Annotated in this window: 16 protein-coding genes; 10 read left to right on the top strand and 6 right to left on the bottom strand. The window is 63.4% G+C overall.

What is annotated here, in order from left to right; genetic code table 11:
• The first annotated feature begins 4 nt into the window (after nucleotides 1-4).
• The 9 genes from EEB13_RS20595 (at nucleotide 5) to proB (ending at nucleotide 12,434) form a co-directional block, all read left to right on the top strand.
• Nucleotides 5-2,686 (top strand): valine--tRNA ligase, encoded by a 2,682-nt coding sequence (locus EEB13_RS20595; RefSeq protein ID WP_116102844.1) that lies wholly within the window; start codon nucleotides 5-7, stop codon nucleotides 2,684-2,686.
• Nucleotides 2,687-2,730: 44 nt separating this feature from the next.
• Nucleotides 2,731-4,137 carry a bifunctional tetrahydrofolate synthase/dihydrofolate synthase gene (gene folC / locus EEB13_RS20590; RefSeq protein ID WP_033233167.1) on the top strand — a complete coding sequence of 469 codons (1,407 nt, stop codon included), beginning with the start codon at nucleotides 2,731-2,733 and terminating at the stop codon, nucleotides 4,135-4,137.
• A complete protein-coding gene (locus EEB13_RS20585; RefSeq protein WP_033232883.1) occupies nucleotides 4,134-4,553 on the top strand; it encodes a DUF4233 domain-containing protein in 420 nt (139 codons plus the stop codon). Before folC ends, EEB13_RS20585 begins: the two co-directional genes overlap by 4 nt.
• Nucleotides 4,554-4,571: 18 nt before the next feature.
• Nucleotides 4,572-4,991 (top strand): nucleoside-diphosphate kinase, encoded by a 420-nt coding sequence (gene ndk, locus EEB13_RS20580; RefSeq protein ID WP_045066939.1) that lies wholly within the window; start codon nucleotides 4,572-4,574, stop codon nucleotides 4,989-4,991.
• Nucleotides 4,992-5,443: 452 nt separating this feature from the next.
• A complete protein-coding gene (locus EEB13_RS20575; RefSeq protein ID WP_141486137.1) occupies nucleotides 5,444-8,683 on the top strand; it encodes a translation initiation factor IF-2 N-terminal domain-containing protein in 3,240 nt (1,079 codons plus the stop codon).
• A 322-nt stretch (nucleotides 8,684-9,005) separates the two neighbouring features.
• Nucleotides 9,006-9,317, top strand: a complete 312-nt coding sequence (rplU, locus tag EEB13_RS20570; RefSeq protein ID WP_033232889.1) for a 50S ribosomal protein L21 — start codon at nucleotides 9,006-9,008, stop codon at nucleotides 9,315-9,317.
• Nucleotides 9,318-9,359: 42 nt separating this feature from the next.
• Nucleotides 9,360-9,629, top strand: coding sequence for a 50S ribosomal protein L27 (gene rpmA, locus EEB13_RS20565; RefSeq protein ID WP_003944532.1), 270 nt, complete (start codon nucleotides 9,360-9,362; stop codon nucleotides 9,627-9,629).
• Between the two features lie 216 nt (nucleotides 9,630-9,845).
• Nucleotides 9,846-11,297, top strand: a complete 1,452-nt coding sequence (gene obgE, locus EEB13_RS20560) for a GTPase ObgE (protein ID WP_033232892.1) — start codon at nucleotides 9,846-9,848, stop codon at nucleotides 11,295-11,297.
• A 33-nt stretch (nucleotides 11,298-11,330) separates the two neighbouring features.
• Nucleotides 11,331-12,434, top strand: coding sequence for a glutamate 5-kinase (proB, locus tag EEB13_RS20555; RefSeq protein ID WP_033232894.1), 1,104 nt, complete (start codon nucleotides 11,331-11,333; stop codon nucleotides 12,432-12,434).
• Here the strand turns inward: proB and EEB13_RS20550 are convergent.
• Nucleotides 12,407-13,267 (bottom strand): NAD-dependent protein deacetylase, encoded by an 861-nt coding sequence (locus EEB13_RS20550; RefSeq protein ID WP_045066941.1) that lies wholly within the window; start codon nucleotides 13,265-13,267, stop codon nucleotides 12,407-12,409. The genes proB and EEB13_RS20550 overlap by 28 nt on opposite strands.
• Before the next feature lie 138 nt (nucleotides 13,268-13,405).
• Between EEB13_RS20550 and helR the strand changes: the two genes are divergently transcribed.
• Complete coding sequence (helR, locus tag EEB13_RS20545) at nucleotides 13,406-15,589, top strand: RNA polymerase recycling motor ATPase HelR (RefSeq protein WP_222839811.1); 2,184 nt, start codon at nucleotides 13,406-13,408, stop codon at nucleotides 15,587-15,589.
• Between the two features lie 3 nt (nucleotides 15,590-15,592).
• Here the strand turns inward: helR and EEB13_RS20540 are convergent, their stop codons facing one another.
• From EEB13_RS20540 to EEB13_RS20520, 5 genes are all read right to left on the bottom strand, one after another.
• On the bottom strand, nucleotides 15,593-16,525 hold the full coding sequence (locus EEB13_RS20540) for a D-isomer specific 2-hydroxyacid dehydrogenase family protein (RefSeq protein ID WP_045066942.1): 933 nt from the start codon (nucleotides 16,523-16,525) through the stop codon (nucleotides 15,593-15,595).
• 9 nt (nucleotides 16,526-16,534) lie between these two features.
• A complete protein-coding gene (locus tag EEB13_RS20535) occupies nucleotides 16,535-16,933 on the bottom strand; it encodes an ectoine synthase (protein WP_033232898.1) in 399 nt (132 codons plus the stop codon).
• A gap of 16 nt (nucleotides 16,934-16,949) precedes the next feature.
• Complete coding sequence (gene ectB, locus EEB13_RS20530) at nucleotides 16,950-18,212, bottom strand: diaminobutyrate--2-oxoglutarate transaminase (RefSeq protein WP_045066943.1); 1,263 nt, start codon at nucleotides 18,210-18,212, stop codon at nucleotides 16,950-16,952.
• 48 nt (nucleotides 18,213-18,260) lie between these two features.
• Entirely contained in the window at nucleotides 18,261-18,776 is a 516-nt protein-coding gene (gene ectA, locus EEB13_RS20525) for a diaminobutyrate acetyltransferase (RefSeq protein ID WP_033232901.1), read from the bottom strand.
• A 140-nt stretch (nucleotides 18,777-18,916) separates the two neighbouring features.
• On the bottom strand, nucleotides 18,917-21,016 hold the full coding sequence (locus tag EEB13_RS20520) for a RecQ family ATP-dependent DNA helicase (protein ID WP_095887773.1): 2,100 nt from the start codon (nucleotides 21,014-21,016) through the stop codon (nucleotides 18,917-18,919).
• Nucleotides 21,017-21,031: the final 15 nt, after the last annotated feature.

The raw sequence follows: 21,031 nt of genomic DNA, 5'->3' as shown, positions 1-21,031 counted from the left end.
AGGCGTGACCAGTGCAGCTCCAGAGAACCCGCAGACCCCCGCCGACGCCCTCCCCAAAAGCTGGGACCCCAGTGCTGTAGAGGCTGATTTGTATCAGGGCTGGGTGGACGCGGGTTACTTCCGCGCCGACGCCACCAGCGACAAGCCCGGATACTCGATCGTGCTTCCGCCGCCGAACGTGACCGGCAGCCTGCACATGGGCCATGCGCTCGATCACACCCTCATGGATGTTCTGAGCCGCCGCAAGCGGATGCAGGGCTTCGAAGTTCTGTGGCTGCCGGGCATGGACCACGCCGGTATCGCGACGCAGTCCGTCGTCGAGAAGCAGCTGGCAGCAGAGGGCACCAAGAAGGAAGACCTGGGCCGCGAAGCCTTCATCGAAAAGGTCTGGGAGTGGAAGCGCGAATCCGGTGGCACCATCGGCGGCCAGATGCGCCGCATCGGTGACGGTGTCGACTGGAGCCGTGAGCGCTTCACGATGGACGAGAACCTCTCGCGTGCGGTGCAGACCGTGTTCAAGCGCATGTTCGACGAGGGCCTGATCTACCGCGCCGAGCGTCTGGTCAACTGGTCGCCCGTGCTGCAGACCGCGATCTCCGACATCGAGGTCAAGTTCGAGGATGTCGAAGGTGAGCTCGTTTCCCTTCGCTACGGTTCACTCGACGACAGCGAGCCGCACGTGATCGTCGCCACTACCCGTGTGGAGACGATGCTCGGTGATACCGCGGTGGCGGTTCATCCCGACGACGAGCGCTACAAGCACCTGCTCGGAACCACGCTCGAGCACCCGTTCACGGGCCGTCAGATCCCGATCATCGCGGACGACTACGTCGACCCCGAGTTCGGAACCGGCGCAGTCAAGATCACGCCGGCTCACGACCCCAACGACTTCGAGATGGGTGTCCGGCACAACCTGCCCATGCCCACCATCATGGACAAGACCGGCAAGATCGCCGACACCGGAACGCAATTCGACGGCATGGACCGCTTCGAAGCGCGCGTCAAGGTTCGCGAAGCTCTGGCCGAGCAGGGTCGCGTCGTCGCCGAGAAGCGCCCGTACCTGCACAGCGTCGGACACTCCGAGCGCAGTGGTGAAGCCATCGAGCCGCGCCTGTCGCTGCAGTGGTGGGTCAAGGTCGAAAGCCTGGCCAAGGCTGCCGGTGACGCAGTCCGTAACGGCGACACCGTTATTCATCCGGCCAGCCAGGAGCCACGTTGGTTCGACTGGGTCGACAACATGCACGACTGGTGCATCTCGCGTCAGCTGTGGTGGGGTCACCGCATCCCCGTCTGGTACGGCCCCGAGGGTGAAGTTGCCAGCTTCGGTCCTGACGAGACGGCACCAGAAGGCTGGGTCCAGGACCCTGACGTTCTCGACACGTGGTTCTCGTCCGGTCTGTGGCCCTTCTCGACCATGGGATGGCCGGAGAGCACCGCAGAACTCGAAAAGTTCTACCCCACCAGCGTTTTGGTGACGGGTTACGACATCCTGTTCTTCTGGGTTGCTCGCATGATGATGTTCGGCACGTATGTCTCCGAAGACGAGTCGATCACTGCCGGAGCCGGCAAAACGGGTCCGCAAGTTCCGTTCAAGGACGTGTTCCTGCACGGGTTGGTCCGTGACCAGTTCGGCAAGAAGATGTCGAAGTCGCGTGGCAACGGTATCGACCCGCTGGATTGGGTCGAGCGTTTCGGTGCCGACGCCCTGCGGTTCACGCTCGCCCGCGGTGCAAACCCCGGCAGTGACCTCTCCGTCGGTGAGGATTCCGCACAGTCCTCGCGCAACTTCGCTACAAAGTTGTTCAACGCCACCAAGTTTGCACTCATGAACGGCGCTGCACCGGCACCGCTGCCGGCGCGCAGTGAGCTCACCGACGCCGATCGGTGGATTCTCGATCGCCTGGATACCGTTGCAGCCGAGGCCGATTCGGCGTTCGATCGCTACGAGTTCAGCAAGGCTTGCGAAGGCCTGTTCCACTTCGCGTGGGACGAGGTCTGTGACTGGTACCTCGAATTGGCGAAGGTTCAGTTTGCCGCCGACGAAACCGTCGCCGCCAACACCCGCGCGGTGCTCGGCAACGTGCTCGACGCATTGCTGCGCCTGCTGCACCCGGTTATCCCGTTTGTGACGGAGACCCTGTGGAAGGTGCTCACGGGCGGTGAATCCGTTGTTGTTGCCGAGTGGCCGACGCAATCCGGCAATGCTGTCGACGCTGATGCTGCTACTCGCATCGAGGACACCCAGCGTTTGATCACCGAGGTTCGCCGCTTCCGAAATGATCAGGGCCTCAAGCCTTCCCAGAAGGTTCCGGCGCGCGCCTCCGGTCTCTCCGAAGCTGGTCTCGACGGCCAGTTTGCGTATGTGCAGGCTCTCGCCAAGCTCACCGAACCCGAAGAAGGCTTCACCGCCTCCATTTCGGTGGAGGTGCGCCTGAGCAAGGGCACAGTCACGGTCGACATCGACACCTCAGGCACCATCGACCTGGGCGCCGAGAAGAAGCGGCTCGAGAAGGACCTGACGGCAGCACAGAAGGAACTGGTCACCGCAGACAACAAGCTCGCCAACGAAGCCTTCCTCGCGAAGGCTCCCGACGCCGTCGTCGACAAGATCAAGACGCGCCGTCAGATCGCCGTCGAAGAGATCGAGCGCATCACCAACCGTTTGAAGGAGCTGGGCGACAAGTGAGCTCGGTAGAACCTCCGGAATTCGGGGAGTCCGGTTTCCCGCCGATCAGTTCGGTGCCGACTCCGGTCGACATCGCCGAGTTGGCGCTGGTCGAGGCAGAACTCGACAAGCGGTGGCCGGAAACCAAGATGGAGCCGTCACTCACGCGCATCGAGGCCCTCATGGATGTGCTCGGCTCGCCGCAGCACAACTATCCGTCCGTGCACGTCACCGGAACCAACGGCAAGACCTCGGTGACCCGGATGATCGACTCGCTCATGACCGCTCTGCATCGCCGCACTGGCCGGACCACCAGTCCGCACCTGCAGATCGCGACCGAGCGGATCAGCATCGACGGAGCGCCGATCTCGCCGCGTCTGTACGTGGACACGTTCCGCGAGATCGAACCGTACGTGCAGATGATCGATCAGCAGTCCGAAGCCGCCGGGGGACCGGCCATGAGCAAGTTCGAGGTGCTTACCGCGATGGCGTACGCCGCGTTTGCGGAAGCACCCGTCGATGTGGCTGTTGTCGAGGTCGGATTGGGTGGACGATGGGATGCCACCAACGTCATCGACGGCCAGGTTGCGGTCATCACCCCGATCAGCCTCGATCACGCCGAGTACCTGGGCAACGACCTCGCGGGAATCGCGGAGGAAAAGGCCGGGATCATCAAGAAGGGCCGCGAGAGCCTGGTGCCGGTCGACACTGTCGCGATCATTGCCGAGCAGACCCCCGAGGTCATGGAGGTGCTGCTGCGCCGCGCCGTCGAGGTCGACGCTGCGGTGGCCCGCGAAGGTTCCGAGTTCAAGGTGCTTGGCCGCCAGATCGCCGTCGGCGGACAACAGCTCGAACTTCAAGGACTCAGCGGCGTCTACACCGAGATCTTCCTGCCGCTCCACGGTGAGCACCAAGCGCGAAATGCGGCACTAGCCCTGGCAGCCGTCGAAGCCTTCTTCGGGGCGGGGCCCGATCGGCAACTCGATCAGGACGCCATTCGCGCCGGTTTTTCCTCCGTCGTCAATCCTGGTCGCCTCGAACGAGTTCGGAGTGCGCCGACGGTTTTCCTCGACGCGGCACACAATCCGGACGGAGCGCGCGCACTCGCGGCGGCGCTGGCGGCCGAGTTCGACTTCCGCAAGCTCGTCGGAGTTGTCAGCGTCATGAAGGACAAGGACGTCGACGCGATCATGACCGCGTTCGAGTCCGTCTTCGACGAGATCGTGGTGACGCATAACGGTTCCCCGCGCGCGATGGACGTCGAGGAACTCGCGAACATCGCCGTCGCCAAGTTCGGCGACGAGCGGGTGGTCGTCGCTCCGCAGTTGGTGGACGCCTTGGAGACGGCCATCGAAATTGCGGAACAAGTAGCCGAACCAGGCGAAGCAGTATCCGGGGCAGGTGTTGTGGTCACCGGATCCGTCGTGACAGCCGGCGCGGCCCGCACATTGTTCGGAAAGGACCCAGCGTGAGTACCCCGTCAGAATCGAACCCGGAGTCCGGGCGATCTCAGTTCGGCGCGCCGACCAAGGATCCGTGGAAGGGTTTCCGCGGAATTGCGTCGGGAACCCTGATTCTCGAGGTGATCGTTGTCCTGCTGACGATCCCCGTCGTGCAGGTTGTCGGCGACGGACTGAACTGGTTCTCCGGTACGTACATTCTGGGCTTGGCAGTGTTGATGATCCTGGGCTGCGGTATCCAGGGACGTCCGTGGGCGATGAAGTACAACATTGCTCTGCAGGTCCTGCTGATCCTCGGGTTCTTCGTTCACTACTCCATCGGCATCATGGGAATCGTCTTTGCCTTGGTGTGGGCGTACCTGGTCTACCTGCGTAAGGACATCGCGCGACGGATGGATGAGGGCCTGCTTCCGGGCCAGCGCGACTGACCATTTAGGCTGGCCGACGTGACTGAGCGCACCCTCGTACTGATCAAGCCCGACGCCGTTGCCCGTGGATACGTGGGAGAAATCCTGAGTCGTATCGAGCGCAAAGGCCTGACCATCGCAGCACTCGACCTTCGCACCGCTTCCGAAGACGTGGCTGGTAGCCACTATGCGGAGCACGCCGAGCGTCCGTTCTACCCGAGCTTGTTGGAGTTCATCACGTCCGGTCCGTTGGTTGCCGTAGTGCTCGAAGGCCCTCGCGCCATCGCCGCATTCCGTCAGCTCGCCGGCGGTACCGACCCCGTCGAGAAGGCGCTACCGGGCACGATTCGTGGCGACTTCGGTCTCGAATCGCAGCAGAACCTGGTGCACGGAAGCGATTCCGTCGAATCTGCCGAGCGTGAGATCGCGCTGTGGTTCCCGGCTCTGTCGTCCATCTGACTCTTCGACGCGTTTCCCCGAGCAGTACTTGTCCCACATTGGTGCGCCCTTGCAAGTAACGGGCGCATCGGTGTGGGATACTGCTATTGGTTGAAGCGCAATTTTTGTTCTACGTGTGTTCAACCGGATGACACCCAAGTTTCGATGTGACACCAGGTTCGACGTGACATTGCGCTCGATGCCCTTTCATCGCTGCTATCGGTCAACAGGAAATCCCTGGACCTTTGCACGCTGGATGATCAGGCGCTCGGGCCACGAACCTCACGGACAACAGCCATCCAGCCAGGCACTTCATGTGTACGCAGTGAATAACGGGCACTACGGACCATGCGGAGCGAGACCTTACAATCTCGCACTCACTTCTGAGTGCGAGTACACACAGCGCGCCCCTGCGTGGCCGCGTGACAACTCGATTGCAGAGTTGGACGCGCCCGGGGGCTGAGGAGACTTACGTGGCCGATCAAGCCCCAACAGATTCAGAATCGAACGAAACTCCGGTCTTTCCGGACAAGATGCGCGTACATGCGCTGGCTAAGTTGCTGGGAATCACCAGCAAGCAGGTCCTCGCGGAGGCTGCTGCGCTCGGAACCGAGATTCGCAGCGCTCAGTCGAGCGTGCACCGTGATGTCGCCGAGCGCATCCATGCGTCTCTGCATGCTGTTGCCGATGCCATCGAGCCGGTAGCTGCAGAACTCGACGCTCTGATCGACCCCGTTGTCGAGAAGCCTGTCGAGACGCCTGTCGAGACGCCTGAGGCTCCGTCCGTTGCGGAAAAGCCGGCCCGTGCGCGTCGTTCACGCAAGAAGGTTGTCGCAGAAGAGCCGGCAGTGGTTGAGCCCGCTGTGGTTGAGCCCGCTGTGGTTGACCCCGCGGTTGCCGAGATCGCCGCAGATCTTGATGCGGCCGCAGCGTTGCAGGTTAGCGAGCCCGAGCAGTCGGATCTCTTCACGTCCTTCGAAGCAGCGCAGACTCACGCACCCGAAGCGGAGCAGGCACCGGCTCAGGTCCCGCTCTTCCTGCAGCCTGACATGGAAGCGGTCGAGGTTGCGCCGCGTCGTCGCCGGGCTCGTCGTGAACCGGCAGCACCGGTGGTCGAGGAGAAGTCGAGCGCACCGGTCGAGACCGAGAGCGCACCGGCCGAAACAGCTGTCGTCGAGGCGCCGGCAGTCGAAGCGGCAGTCGAAGCAGCTGGAGTCGAAACCAGGCAGACCCCGGAGACCGTCACCGCACCGCAGGCTGAGGGCGAGAACGCCGAGGCTGAATCCGACGAGGAAGACGACGACCAGCCGCGTCGTCGTCGCCGTGGACGCCGTGGCCGTGGCCGTGGGCGCGGTGAGCAGGCAGGCGAACAGAATGAGGACGAGTCCGAATCGGACGAATCGACCTCCGAGTCGGCTCCTGATACCGCCAAGAGCACGTCGACGGACGTCGCGGTCAAGTCCGAAGAAGCCGAGAGCGACGCAGAGTCCGAGAGCAGCGAAGATTCCGACCTCGACGCGGATGGCAACAACCGTCGTCGCCGTCGTCGCCGTCGTCGTAAGACCGGCTCCGACAGCGGAGCCGATGCCACAACGACGTCCGAGGACGACCCGCCCAACACGGTCGTTCACGAGCGCGAGCCGCGCAGCAAGACGCGTGTCGTGCGCGACGAGGTTCAGGGAATCAGTGGCTCCACGCGACTCGAAGCCAAGCGTCAGCGTCGCCGCGACGGGCGTGATGCGGGGCGTCGTCGTCCGCCGATCCTGACCGAGTCCGAGTTCCTGGCCCGCCGCGAGGCCGTTGATCGCGTGATGGTTGTACGCGATCGCGCCGACAGCGGTCAGCCGCACGCAACGACGCAGGTAGCAGTCCTCGAAGACGGCGTCCTCGTCGAGCACTTCGTCACCAACTCGGCCGCCGCGTCGATGGTGGGCAACGTGTACCTGGGCCGCGTCCAGAACGTGCTGCCCAGCATGGAAGCTGCGTTCATCGACATCGGACGTGGACGCAACGGTGTGCTGTACGCCGGTGAGGTCAACTGGGAAGCTGCCGGTCTCGGCGGCAATTCCCGCAAGATCGAGCAGGCTCTCAAGCCGGGCGATCAGGTTCTGGTGCAGGTCAGCAAGGATCCGGTCGGACACAAGGGTGCCCGTCTGACCACGCAGATCTCTCTGGCCGGACGTTTCCTCGTCTACGTGCCCGGTGGTTCGTCCACCGGTATCAGCCGCAAGCTGCCAGACACCGAGCGCAAGCGTCTCAAGGAAATTCTGCGCGACATCGTTCCGGCCGACGCCGGCGTGATCATCCGCACGGCGTCCGAAGGTGTCAGCGAAGAGGAGTTGGCGCGCGACGTCACTCGTCTGCAGGCTCAGTGGGCGGGAATCGAAGAGCAGGCCGCCGCGGCGGACTCCGGAAAGTCGGGCAGCCCGCAGGCGCTGTACGAAGAGCCGGACATGCTGGTCAAGGTTATTCGTGACCTGTTCAACGAGGATTTCTCCAAGCTGGTCATCGAGGGCGACAAGGCTCACGGCACGGTGGAGAACTACATCAACTCCGTCGCTCCGGATCTCCTGCCGCGCCTCGAGAAGTACACGCCGAACAACGGCATCGACATTTTCCAGGCCCGTCGCATCGACGAGCAGTTGGCCAAGGCTCTCGATCGTAAGGTGTGGTTGCCGTCCGGCGGCACGCTGGTGATCGACCGCACCGAGGCCATGACTGTCGTCGACGTCAATACCGGCAAGTTCACCGGCGCCGGCGGCAACCTCGAAGAGACCGTGACGCGCAACAACCTCGAAGCTGCCGAGGAGATCGTTCGTCAGATGCGCTTGCGCGACATCGGCGGAATGATCGTCGTCGACTTCATCGACATGGTGCTCGAATCGAATCGCGATCTTGTCCTGCGTCGACTGACCGAATGCCTGGGCCGTGATCGCACGCGTCACCAGGTATCCGAGGTCACGTCGCTCGGTTTGGTCCAGATGACCCGTAAGAAGCTGGGCACCGGGCTGGTCGAGGCCTTCTCGACAACCTGTGAGCACTGCCACGGTCGCGGCATCATCGTCCATTCCGAACCGGTCGAGATGAAGACCGCTGACGACGGCGGTGCACGGTCATCGCAGCAGCGCAGCGAATCCGGAAGCTCACGCAAGAACAAGCGTGGCCGCTCGGACAAGCCGGCCGCCGCAGAGTCCAACGGACACGAAGCGCCGACGCCGGAGGTTCCGGCCGTCGACGCGACAGTCAAGCGGGCACATCCCGTGGCGTTGGCGATGGCTGCACATCACGACGAGCACAGTCACGACGAGCAGAGCGCTGTGCCGGCGGAGGTAGATGCATCCAAAAGTGCCGAGCCGACGCCGGTGGCCGCGGATTCGTCCGCTGCCGATTCTGGCCGGGCTACTGATGTTGCTGTGGATGGTGTTGCGGCGCAGGCAGATAGCGCTGGTGATGCCGCAGCAGTTGAGACCGCTCCGCGGAGTCGTCGTCGCAGTCGCAGGGCGTCTCGGGCTGCGGCAGCGCCCAGTGTCGAGGCACCGGAGGTCGGCACGGTCTTTGTCCTGCCGACGCCCGAACCTGTGGCGGAAGCCGTAGCGGAGCCTGTTGCTGCCGGCGCAGCGGCGCCGGTCGAAGACGACGTCGTTGTGGTCAAGAGGCCGCGTCGACGCCGAGCAGCAGCACGTCCGGCCGGTCCGCCGGTTGACGGCGAGTAAGAACTACCTCCTTTCGGAAATTGGCTTCGGTGCCCGACCCGCTGTGGCGGGCGCCGAAGCCATGACCCGAAGTTTCTGCTGGTAGACGCAGTAAATGCAGGATCGTTTCACCCCTCGGCGGGGCGGTTTGACCATGACGGTTGCTTTCCCGTAACCTTGCATAGTCGCCACCCGGCGGTAGAGATTCCGTGTGCCTAGAGTGCGGGAATGTCCCGATGCATCAGCATCGAGCCGAGGTGACATAAACCAGACCAGTCGCGATGCATTTGACGCCTCAGGCAGCAGCGCGAGCAAGTTCGAAGAAGCAAGGGGTAGCCCTCCGATGGCAACGTACGCGATCGTCAAGACCGGCGGAAAGCAGTACAAGGTCGCTGTTGGTGACCTCGTCAAGGTCGAGAAGATCGAGGGTGAGCCCGGCACTGCTGTCTCGCTTGCTCCCGTTCTCGTGGTTGACGGATCTGACCTGACCACCGACACGGCCAAGCTGGCCAAGGTCGCAGTCACCAGTGAGATCGTCGAGCACACCAAGGGCCCGAAGATCCGCATCCACAAGTTCAAGAACAAGACCGGTTACCACAAGCGTCAGGGCCACAGGCAGCCGCTTACGGTGCTCAAGGTCACGGGCATCAAGTAACCAGTTCTTTCTAGCTAATTTCACCCGAGGAGGGTCAATAGCATGGCACATAAGAAGGGTGCATCCAGCTCCCGTAACGGTCGCGATTCAAACGCCCAGCGCCTCGGCGTGAAGCGCTTCGGCGGCCAGTCCGTCAGCGCAGGCGAAATCCTGGTTCGCCAGCGCGGCACGCACTTCCACCCCGGCGTCAACGTCGGCCGTGGCGGCGACGACACCCTGTTCGCTCTCGCTGCCGGTGCAGTCGAGTTCGGCCAGAAGCGTGGACGCAAGACCGTGAACATCGTTCCGGCCGTCGTTGCGGCTGAGGTCTAGTCTCTCTCGCTAGTTGTGTGTCACAGGTGCTGCTGTTTTCAGTGAGGCCGTGACGCGTTCCAAGCTCCCAATAGGGGCGGACCAGGGTTGAAATAACCCGGTCCGCCCCTATTGTTTGTTTAAGCAGTACCTATTACCCCCCCGAGCAACCCTGCTCACCAGAAGTTCAGCTCATCGCGTGAGACCCGCAATTGACTGAGGAAGGATCCGGCAGTCATGTCCCGATTCATTGACCGTGTTGTGCTGCACGTCAGCGCTGGAAAAGGCGGCAATGGTTGCGCCTCCGTACACCGCGAGAAGTTCAAACCGCTCGGCGGCCCGGACGGCGCGAACGGCGGACGCGGCGGCGACGTCGTTCTCGTCGTCGACGAGAACATCCACACTCTCCTCGACTTCCACTTCCATCCCAATGCGAAGGCCACCAACGGCAAGCAGGGTGCCGGCAGCAACCGTGAAGGTGCCAACGGCGAAGATCTCATCCTGAAGGTTCCGGACGGCACCGTCGTGCTCGACACAGACGGCAATGTCCTGGCTGACCTCGTCGGCGTTGGTAGCCGCTACGACGCCGCTCAAGGCGGACGTGGTGGACTCGGCAACGCGGCATTGGCCTCGAAGGCCCGCAAGGCCCCCGGCTTCGCGTTGCTCGGTGAAGACGGCGTCGAGCGTGATCTGGTTCTCGAGCTCAAGTCGGTTGCCGACGTGGGTCTGCTCGGATTCCCCTCCGCCGGTAAGTCTTCACTGGTTTCCGTCCTCTCGGCAGCCAAGCCGAAGATCGCGGACTACCCGTTCACGACGCTGGTTCCCAATCTCGGTGTCGTCTCCAGTGGTGAGACCACGTTCACCGTCGCAGACGTTCCCGGACTGATCCCCGGTGCCAGCGAAGGCCGCGGTCTGGGTCTGGACTTCCTGCGCCACATCGAGCGCTGCGCCGTACTCGCGCACGTGATCGACTGCGCAACTCTGGATCCGGGACGCGATCCGATGTCCGACATCGACGCCCTCGAAGCGGAACTGGCTGCATACACGCCCGCGCTGTCCGGCGACTCGGGACTCGGTGACCTCGACAAGCGCCCGCGCGTTGTCATCCTCAACAAGGCGGACGTGCCTGAGGCTGCGGAGTTGGCCGAGATGGTCACACCGGAGATCGAAGCCCGCGGATGGCCGGTATTCACGATTTCGGCCGTGAGCCGTGAAGGTTTGCGCCCGTTGACATTCGCGTTGGCGAAGATGGTGCGCGACTACCAGGAGGCTAACCCCAAGCCGGAGCCGAAGCGTCAGGTCATCAGGCCGATCAAGGTCAAGGATTCCAGCTTCACCATCGAGAAGGACCCCGATATTCCCGGTGGATTTGTCGTCCGCGGTACGCGTCCGGAGCGGTGGATCCGTCAGACGGCCTTCGACAACGACGAAGCCGTTGGCTACCTTGCCGACCGTCTCGCACGGTTGGGCGTCGAAGATGCACTGGTCAAGAAGGGCGCACAGCCCGGGGCATCGGTCACGATCGGTGACGTCAGCTTCGAGTGGGAGCCGATGACTCCGGCCGGCATCGACTTGACCCGTACGGGCCGCGGTACCGATCCGCGACTCGATCAGGTCGAGCGCATCGGCGCCGACGAGCGTAAGCACGCTCGACGCGTTCGCCGCGGTTTGCTCGACGAAGACAGCTAACACACGCGAAACCAGAAGCGAGGGAACGGGACTGTGCTCGGTTCCACCAGGGAGTCGATTGCGTCGGCTCACAGTATTGTCGTGAAGATCGGGTCGTCCGCACTGACCAGTTTGGTTGCGGGCCTCGATACCCATCGGCTGGATCTGCTGGCCGACGCCATCGAAGCTCGCATGCGTGCGGGTTCGGACGTCGTTGTGGTGTCCTCCGGTGCCGTGGGTGCCGGATTGGCTCCACTGGGGCTCACCAAACGACCTCGCGACCTCGCAACAAAGCAGGCGGCAGCCAGCGTCGGGCAGTTGGCGCTGGCTCATGCCTGGGGTACGTCCTTTGCGCGCTACGGGCGAACCGTGGGGCAGGTTCTGCTCACCGCTGACGACATCGCTCGGCGGACACAACACCGCAACGCTCAGCGCACCCTCGATCGACTTCGGGCATTGCACGCGGTGGCGATCGTCAACGAAAACGACACTGTCGCAACAACAGAACTCCGTTTCGGTGACAACGATCGACTGGCCGCATTGGTGGCTCACCTCGTCGGAGCAGACGCGTTGATTCTCCTGTCGGATGTCGACGGTCTGTACGACGGTGATCCCCGGAAGGGTAGTGCCACACTGATTCCCGAGGTCAACAGCCCCGAGGATCTTGACGGCGTCGTGGCCGGTTCGGGTGGCGCGCTGGGTACGGGCGGCATGGCGTCCAAGCTCTCAGCTGCCCGTTTGGCCGCCGATTCCGGTGTGCCCGTTCTGCTTGCGGCTGCGTCCGACGCGGCTGCAGCCTTGAGCGGCGCCGATGTGGGAACCGCGTTTGCCGCGCGGCCCACCAGGCTCTCGGCCCGCAGGTTCTGGGTGCGTCATGCCGCAGATACACAGGGCGACGTGCATCTCGATGAAGGCGCAGTTCGGGCGGTCGTCACAAAGCGCCGTAGCTTGCTGTCTGCCGGAATCGTCGGTGTCTCAGGCGATTTCCATGCCGGCGACGTGGTGTCGTTGATGGGGCCGGGGGAGAAGCCCGTTGCCCGTGGTGTTGTCGCGTTCGATGCCTCGGAGATCGAGGAAATCCTCGGACGCTCCACCGCGGATCTGCCGGCGGATATGCAGCGTCCGGTTGTTCACGCCGATGACTTGGTAGCGCTGTAGCTTTCGCTCGCCGCGAGAGCGGAAAGTGCTTCGGTGCAACCGATGTCGAGTTTGAGGGCGGCTAATTCGTCACCGCGGGTGAGTCCTCGATTGACTATCGCAACGGGCTTTCCCGCTTTCGCGGCGTAGCGGACGAACCGTAGTCCCGACATGACTGTCAATGACGAACCGGCAACGAGTACGGCGTCGGCTTCGTCGACCAGGTTGTACGCGCGGGCAACTCGTTCCTTGGGGACGGACTCACCGAAGTACACGATGTCGGGCTTGAGAATTCCGCCGCACGCGCCGCAGTCGACAACGCGGAAATGCGCGGTCGACTCGATGACCGCATCTGCGTCCGGTGCTATCTCGACTCCCTTTGCCGCAGCAACAGTTTCGGCGAATCCTGGGTTGGCTTCCTCGAGTTGTTCGGCCAGTGTTGTCCGCGAGATCAAACGCTGACAGTTCAGGCAGCGAACCTGTGCGTACGTGCCGTGTAGGTCGATGACATTGCGGGCTCCGGCCTTGGTGTGCAGGAGGTCGACGTTCTGGGTGATGACTCCGACGGCTCGGCCACTGCGCTCCAGCGTCGCCACCGCCCGGTGGCCCTGGTTTGGCCGGGAGCTGTCCATGTACCGCCAGCCGATGTGGTTGCGCGCCCAGTAGTGGCGCCGGAACGCGGAATCGCCGATGAACTGCTGGAAAGTCATCGGATTGCGCGGCGGGGAATCGGGCCCGCGGTAGTCAGGGATTCCGGAGTCGGTGGAGATGCCCGCGCCGGTCAAAATTGCGAGTCGGCGCCCGGACAGGAGCTCGGTAAGGGCGTCGAGGCGACTGTCACTGGTTGGCACCATTCCAGGATAGGCCGTCGGCGTCAGTAGGCGCGCGCTTCCACTTTCAATATATAGCCGACTGGGGGGCTTGCGGCAAGGCCGGGGCAGTGCCGCAGAATGGCTCTTCCGATCCCAGGTGACTGAGGGATCGGAAGAGCCATGGAAGTGGAGGGGCACGTGCCAACCCAGGGGTACGAAGACGAATTGAGCGCCGAGCAGGCTTACGTGGAGGGGCTTTACGCGCGGCTCGATGCCGAGCGTGCGCGAGTGAAGGGGAGGTACACCACAGCATTGCGGGGAGACGGCGGAAACCTCTTGCAACGCGACGACGAGGTGCGCGCCCTTGCCACCGAGGCAAAGCGGCTCGATGTGGCAGACAACGGGCTGTGTTTCGGACGGCTGGACAGTCTCGATGGTGAGCACAGTTACATCGGTCGCATCGGCCTTCTGGACGCGGACAACGAGTACGAACCGGTGCTGCTCGATTGGCGGGCGCCGGCGTCACGGCCGTTCTACGTCGCCACCGCTGCTCACCCGGAAAACATGCGTCGACGCCGCCAGTTCCACACGCGCGGGCGTCGTGTGGTCGATTTCACCGACGAGGTGCTCGGCCGGCCGGGTGGTACCGAGCGGGGCGACGCGGCGTTGCTCGCGGCGGTCAATGCACCGCGTGGCGACGGAATGCGCGACATCGTGGCAACGATCCAGGCGGAGCAGGACGACATCGTCCGACTCGATCACCCCGGGGTACTGGTGATCGAGGGTGGACCAGGAACCGGGAAGACTGTGGTGGCGCTGCACCGCGTCGCGTATCTCCTGTACACCCAGCGGGCGCGGATGGAACGCCACGGCGTACTGGTGGTCGGGCCCAACCCGGCATTCCTCACCCACATCGGCCGGGTACTACCGTCGCTGGGCGAATCCGACGTGGTGTTCATGACGACGGGTGATCTGGTGCCCGGTCGCAGTGTCACGGCTGAGGACCTTCCGGAGGCTGCCCGAATCAAGGGTTCCCTGAAGTTCCTGGACGTGCTCGCGGCTGCTGTTGCCGACCGGCAACAACTGCCCACGGAACCGGTGGTGATCGAACTCGCGGACGCTACGGTGCGGATCGACGCCGAGACTGCGCAGTGGGCCAGAGAAGAGGCACGCGCCAGTGGTCACGCGCACAACGACGCCCGGGCGGTGTTCACCGAGGTACTCACGTGGGCGCTCACCGAGCGCGCGATATCCCGGATCGGCCGGGGCTGGCTGAGCCGGTCGGATCGCGACGCGTGGGAACAATTGCGGGAGGACCTGATCGAGGAGCTCACGGAACATGCCGGGTTCATCGCCGCGCTTGACGATCTGTGGCCGATCCTGACGCCGGAAACGCTTCTTGCAGAGCTGTATACGTCTACCGCGCGACTGCAGGCGGCGGGCGGTGACGACGTGCTGCTGCGCGCGCAGGGTGACGCGTGGACGGTTTCGGATGTGCCGTTGCTCGACGAATTGGTCGACCTGTTGGGCCGGGACAAACCCGTCGATCAGGCCGCCGAACACGAACGCAAGGAGGAAGCCGCCTATGCCGCCGGCGTGCTGGACATGATGATCAGCCGCGAGGACCTCATGGACGACGAGGACCATCTGCTGGCTCAGGACATGCTGTACGCCGAGGATCTGGCCGATCGCTTTGTTGAGCTCGATACCCGCGACCTCGCCGAACGTGCTGCCGCTGACCGGGATTGGACGTACCGGCACGTCGTGGTGGACGAGGCCCAGGAACTATCCGAAATGGACTGGCGGGTGTTGATGCGTCGCTGCCCCGACCGATCCTTCACCGTGGTGGGCGATCTTGCTCAACGACGGTCGGCAGCCGGCGCGATCACGTGGAGCGCGATGATGGAACCGTACGTGCCTGGCCGTTGGGTCTACCGATCACTGTCGGTGAACTACCGCACTCCCGCCGAGATCATGAGCGTCGCTGCGGCCCTGCTCGCGGAGTTTGCGCCGTCGGTCTTGCCGCCGGAGTCGGTCAGGGCGTGTGGCGTCGCCCCGTGGTCGAAGCGAGTCGACCACGGTGAACTCGACTCCGCCATAGCGGAATTCGTACGCGATGAAGCCGGTCGCGAGGGCACCAGCGTTGTCATCGGTCCACACGGTGTGCCGGGCACGGTGCCGGCGTCGGAGACGAAGGGCTTGGAGTTCGACGCCGTTCTGGTGGTGGAACCGGAACGGATCCTGGCCGAGGGTTCCCGAGGTGCAGCCGAACTGTATGTAGCCCTCACCCGTGCCACCCAACGCCTCGGCGTCCTGCATCATGGCCCGTTGCCGGTAGCCCTGGCCGGACTTGACGAAGCCTGAGGATCAGTAGCCCGCGATTGGATCGACCAGTGCTGCGAGGGTCTCTCCGTTCGCAAACCGCGTCACGTTCTTGGACACGTGATCGGCGAACGCGGCCGGCCGCACTCCGGGGGGATTGGAATCGTGGGGAGTGATGATGGCGTTGGTCAGATCCCACAGCGGGTGGCCGTCGGGTAGCGGTTCGGGATCGGTGACGTCGAGTCCGGCGCCGCCGATCCGTTCCGTCGCGATCGCGTCCACCAGCGCATCGGTGTCCACGAGGGAACCGCGGGCGACGTTGATCACCCAGGAGTGTGGCTTCATCGCGGCGAGTTGCGTCGCTCCGATGAGATGGCGGGTTTCGGGCGTTGCCGGGGCCGCGATGACGAAGTGATCTGCGCGAGAAAAGATTTCGTTCATACGCATTGCCGGGTAGGTCGACACGGCGCCGGGCACGGGGCTGCCGCTGCGATTGACTGCGATGCTGTCCGCCCCCTGTGCGGCCAGCATCGGGATCAACGCACGGCCGATCCCACCGGCGCCGATAATGGCCACGGTGGAACCCCGCAGTGTGCCGACCTTCGGGAAGAACTCGAACTGACGCCACGTCTTTGCCTCGATGTGGGCCGGCAGATGTTTGACTCCGGCCAGCAGCAACATCAGGGCGTGCTCTGCCACCGACGACGAGAACGCGCCCGCAGCAGACGTCCACGTGATGTAGGTGTCCTTCGGAATCACCCCGGCCTCGAACCAGTCCTCGATCCCGGCCGAGGGGAGCTGCACCCACCGGATCGACGGCGGCAAATCCCTCGGAAACGAATCCGGTGATCCGGCCCAGATCAGGGCGTCGGCCGACTCGAGCGGACTGATCAAACCGCCACCCCGAAGCACAGCACTGTCGAGCAGTGCATCGGGGGACGGGCCGATCGCTACACGTGGTGAGGTGTCAGTCGTCATGGTTTGACGCTACGCGGGCACCTCGACGAGTGGGTAGATTCCGTTCTCGTCATGTACCTCACGCCCGGTGACCGGCGGATTGAACACACACAGCATCCGCATTTCCGTGTCAGGTTCGACGCGGTGACGCTCGTGCCCGTTGAGCAGGTACATCGATCCGGGAGCGAGGTCGTACTCGGTGTTGTTGTCGAGGTCGATCAGCTTTCCGGTGCCTTCGACGAGCCAGACGGCCTCGACGTGGTTGGCGTAGTGGAAGGTGTTGACCGATCCTGCCTTGATGGTGGTCTCGTGGAACGAGAATCCGACGCGGTCGCCACCCAGGACGATGCGCTTGCTGCGCCAGTTGCCGTCCTCGCTGGTGATGTCGCGATCGGTGTCGGTGATCTCGGTGGTGGTGCGCACGATCATGGGGGAGTTCCTTTCTCTAGCTGCATACCTTGACGGTCGCTTCGGCCAGAATGGACAGGCCGTGTTCGATCTCGTCGTCGGTAATCGTCAGCGCGGGAAGCAATTTCACTACCTGGTCGGACGGGCCGGAGGTTTCCGCCAGCAATCCCTCGTCGAATGCCAGTTGGCAGACCTTGCCGGCCCGCTCGGGCTGCTCGAAGACGAGGCCCTGAACCAGGCCCCGGCCGCGGGTCGAGACCTCACCGGGGAACTGATCGGCGAGATTGGCGAAGCACTCGCTGATACGCGCGCCCTTCTTCAGGGTGCTCTTGGTGAGTGCGTCGTCCGACCAGTAGTGATCGAGTGCAACCTTCGACGTCACGAATGCCGGGTTGTTGCCGCGGAACGTTCCGTTGTGCTCGCCCGGGCCCCACACGTCGAGTTCGCGTTTGAACAGGGTGAGTGCCATCGGCATGCCGTAGCCGCCGATCGACTTCGAGAGTGTGACGATATCCGGAACGATGCCGGCCTCTTCGAAGGAGAAGAACGGACCTGTACGGCCACAACCCATTTGGACATCGTCGACGATCAGGAGGATTTCGCGATCGGAGCACAGTGTTGCGAGTGCCCGAAGCCACTCGGGGCGAGCGACATTCACGCCACCCTCGCCCTGGACCGTCTCGACGATGACTGCGGCGGGACGGTTGATTCCGCTACCCGAATCGTCGAGGACGCGGGAGAACCACTGGAAGTCCTCGGTGACGCCGTCGAAGTAGTTGTCGAACGGCATCGGTGTCGAGTGCACGAGTGGTATGCCCGCGCCGGCGCGCTTCATCGAGTTGCCGGTGACGGACAACGCACCAAGAGTCATGCCGTGGAAAGCGTTGGTGAAGTTGATGATTGCTTCGCGGCCGGTCACCTTACGAGCCAGTTTCAGCGCGGATTCGACGGCATTGGTGCCGGTCGGGCCGGGGAACTGGACTTTGTAGTCCAGGCCGCGGGGTTCCAAGATGTTGCGCTGGAAAGTCTCGAGGAAGTCGCGTTTGGCAACGGTGGACATATCAAGTCCGTGGGTAATTCCGTCGCTGAGAATGTAGTCCACGAGTGCGGATTTCATGACCGGGTTGTTGTGCCCGTAGTTGAGTGCGCCGGCCCCGGCGAAGAAATCCAGGTAGTCGCGGCCGTTCTCGTCACGAATCCAGGATCCGGATGCGCTGGTAAATACTGCGGGCCAATCACGGCAATAGCTGCGAACCTCGGATTCGAGGGTTTCGAAAATGCTTGCTTCGACGGTATTCATATCTTCTTTGTTCCTCCGGGGCAGGTTGTTTACCAACGCGGAAACGCGCTAGTTGCCGATTCGGTACAGATCTTCGGCTTCGTGTCCATCGGGAAAGTTGTTGGGCGAGAACAGGCTCTGCCTACTGATCGGCACATCGCGCCGTCGGGCAAGCGCAGTGAAGAGTGCGATCGAAGCCTCGTTGTCGGGGCTGATCGTCGTCTCCATAGTTGTAACGCCGAGTGGTGCAGTGCGATCCATCAATGCGCCGAGCATGCGGCCGGCAATCGCCTTGCCGCGCTGGTCTTCGTCGACAGCCACCTGCCACACGAACAGGGTTTCCTGCTCGCTGGGGCGGGTGTAGCCGGAAACAAATCCGACCACACGTCCGTCTACTTCCGCAACGATGGACGTTGCACTGAAATCCCTGCACCACAACAGGTATGCATAACTCGAATTGAGGTCGAGCACTCGTGAATCACGTGCGATCTGCCAGAGCCGGACTCCGTCATCGATCTGTGGGCTTCGTAACAACACCGCGTCCGGCGCGGTGGTCGGGATAGCTCTCGTATCAACTGGCTTCATCGGTCATCTGAACGTAACAAGCATCGACACAGAAGTCATGCAGATGTCCGTTTAGGGCCGTGTGGAAGCGGGTACGGCCCAGGTGAGGCCATGTATGTGACGGTCCTCACATTGTGTAACTTTTGGTGTTGTCCGAGCGACTATTTGGGGCTCGCGAGCGCCAGTGGGAGTACCGAATGTGCGCCCGCTTGACGCAATGCGCGGGCTGCCATCGTGAAAGTCCAACCGGTGTCGGCCGTGGCGTCGACCAGGAGCACTGGCCCGCTGTGGGCACTCATATCCGGGACATCCCAGGCGTCAACCAATCCGGCTACGCGATAGGCGGAGTTTGCCGCTGAGACGGGCGGGTGTTCTGGGCGTAGCGACAGCACACCCAGATCTGTGAGTCGACCCACCTGAGCCAACTTTGCTGCGAGGCTGCTGACAAGCAGTGGGTGAGTGTGGGATTCGAGCGCCATCACACCGGTGGGTCGCTCGGCCCAATCCCAGGCCGCCAGCACGCTGATGCAGGCGCTGACCACTGCGTCCGGCGCCTCGGCATCGGGGCCGTCGAGCAACGCGCGCAGACGCTGGCCCCAGCCCAGATCCGACAGGCGACCGAGGATGCGTCCGGATTCGGGCCCGTCCTTGATCTTTCCCGACAAGTTGACGCCCAGCTTGCTCAGCCCGGTCGGCCACATCTTGCGAGGTTCGAGGTCGAAACCGGGCCGCTGCAGGCGCGCCCGAGTCTCGTCGAGCGCTGCGCTGTCGACGGAAGTGTCGTACCGCTGACCGGTGCAGTTGTCGCAGCGTCCACACTGCGAGTTGTCCGGCGTGAGTCCGGGATCGTCGAGTTGTTCACGGAGAAAAGTCATTCGACAGGTGGTGATGCTCTGGTACTCGACCATGGCGGCCTGCTCGCTCAGGCGAGCTTCGTCGAGACGGCCGTAGCGTTCGGCGTCGTAGACCCACGGTTCGCCGGTGCTGATCCAGCCGCCCTTGACACGTTTGACGGCTCCGTCGACGTCGAGCACTTTGAGCACCATCTCCAGGCGCGTGCGATTCAGTTCGACAAGGGGTTCCAATGCCGGTGTCGATGTTGCCTTTTCGGTGTCCAGGTGCTCGATCACACTGCGTACCAGGTGTTCGCGAGGGAAGGCAACCGACGCGAAGTAGCTCCAGATCTGCTTGTCTTCGGCGCCGGGAAGCAGGATGACGTCGGCGCGATCGGTCGAACGACCGGCGCGGCCGACCTGCTGGTAGTACGAGATCGGCGACGACGGAGCGCCGAGATGGATCACGAAACCGAGATCCGGCTTGTCGAAACCCATTCCGAGTGCAGACGTTGCAACCAGAGCTTTGACGCGGTTGCCCAGCAAGTCCTGTTCCAGGGATTCGCGCTCGGTGGGGTCGGTCTGTCCGGTGTAGGCGGCGACGGTATGCCCACGCTCGGACAGCAGACTTGCCAGATCTCGGGCAGCTGAGACGGTGAGGGTGTAGATGATGCCGGAACCCGGCAAGGTGTCGAGCATCTGCGCAAGCCAGGCTGCGCGCGCTGTTGCCTCGGGAATGTGCACGACGGACAGGTGCAGCGATTCTCGCTCGAGTCCGCCGCGCAGGATCAGTGTTTCCTCGCCGCCCACACCCAGTTGTGCCGAGACGTCGGCCACTACCCGGTCATTGGCCGTAGCCGTTGTCGCGAGGACGGGAATGCCGTCGCCGAGTTCGGCGATCAAGGTGCGGATGCGCCGGTAGTCCGGACGGAAGTCGTGACCCCAGTCGGACACACAGTGCGCCTCGTCCACCACAACGAGGCCCGCATCAGCTGCCAATGACGGCAGCACCTGATCGCGGAAGTCGGGGTTGTTGAGACGCTCGGGGCTGACCAGGAGAACGTCGAGATCGTTGGCAGCTACCCGCGCGTGGATGTCGTCCCACTCGGTGACGTTGCCGGAGTTGATGGTGGCGGCTCGAACACCCGCTCGCTCGGCCGAGGCAACCTGGTTGCGCATCAGGGCCAACAGTGGCGAGACGATGACAGTCGGGCCGTGACCGGACGCACGTAGCAACTTCGCGGAGATGAAGTAGACCGCGGACTTACCCCAGCCCGTGCGCTGCACCACCAGCGCGCGCTTGCGCTGCACCACCAGAGCCTCGATAGCCGTCCACTGGTCCTCGCGCAGGCGGGCGTCTGGCCCGGCGAGTTCACGGAGCAGACGCTCGGCTTCATCGCGCAGTACGGGTGCAGTGGTGGCGGTCATGGCTTCCATGGTGCA

It is taken from the genome of Rhodococcus sp. WS3, from assembly GCF_003797085.1.
Taxonomy (GTDB): Bacteria; Actinomycetota; Actinomycetes; order Mycobacteriales; family Mycobacteriaceae; genus Rhodococcus_F; species Rhodococcus_F globerula.
Note: the sequence above shows the minus strand (reverse complement) of the source record. Positions and strands in the feature narration are given on the sequence as shown.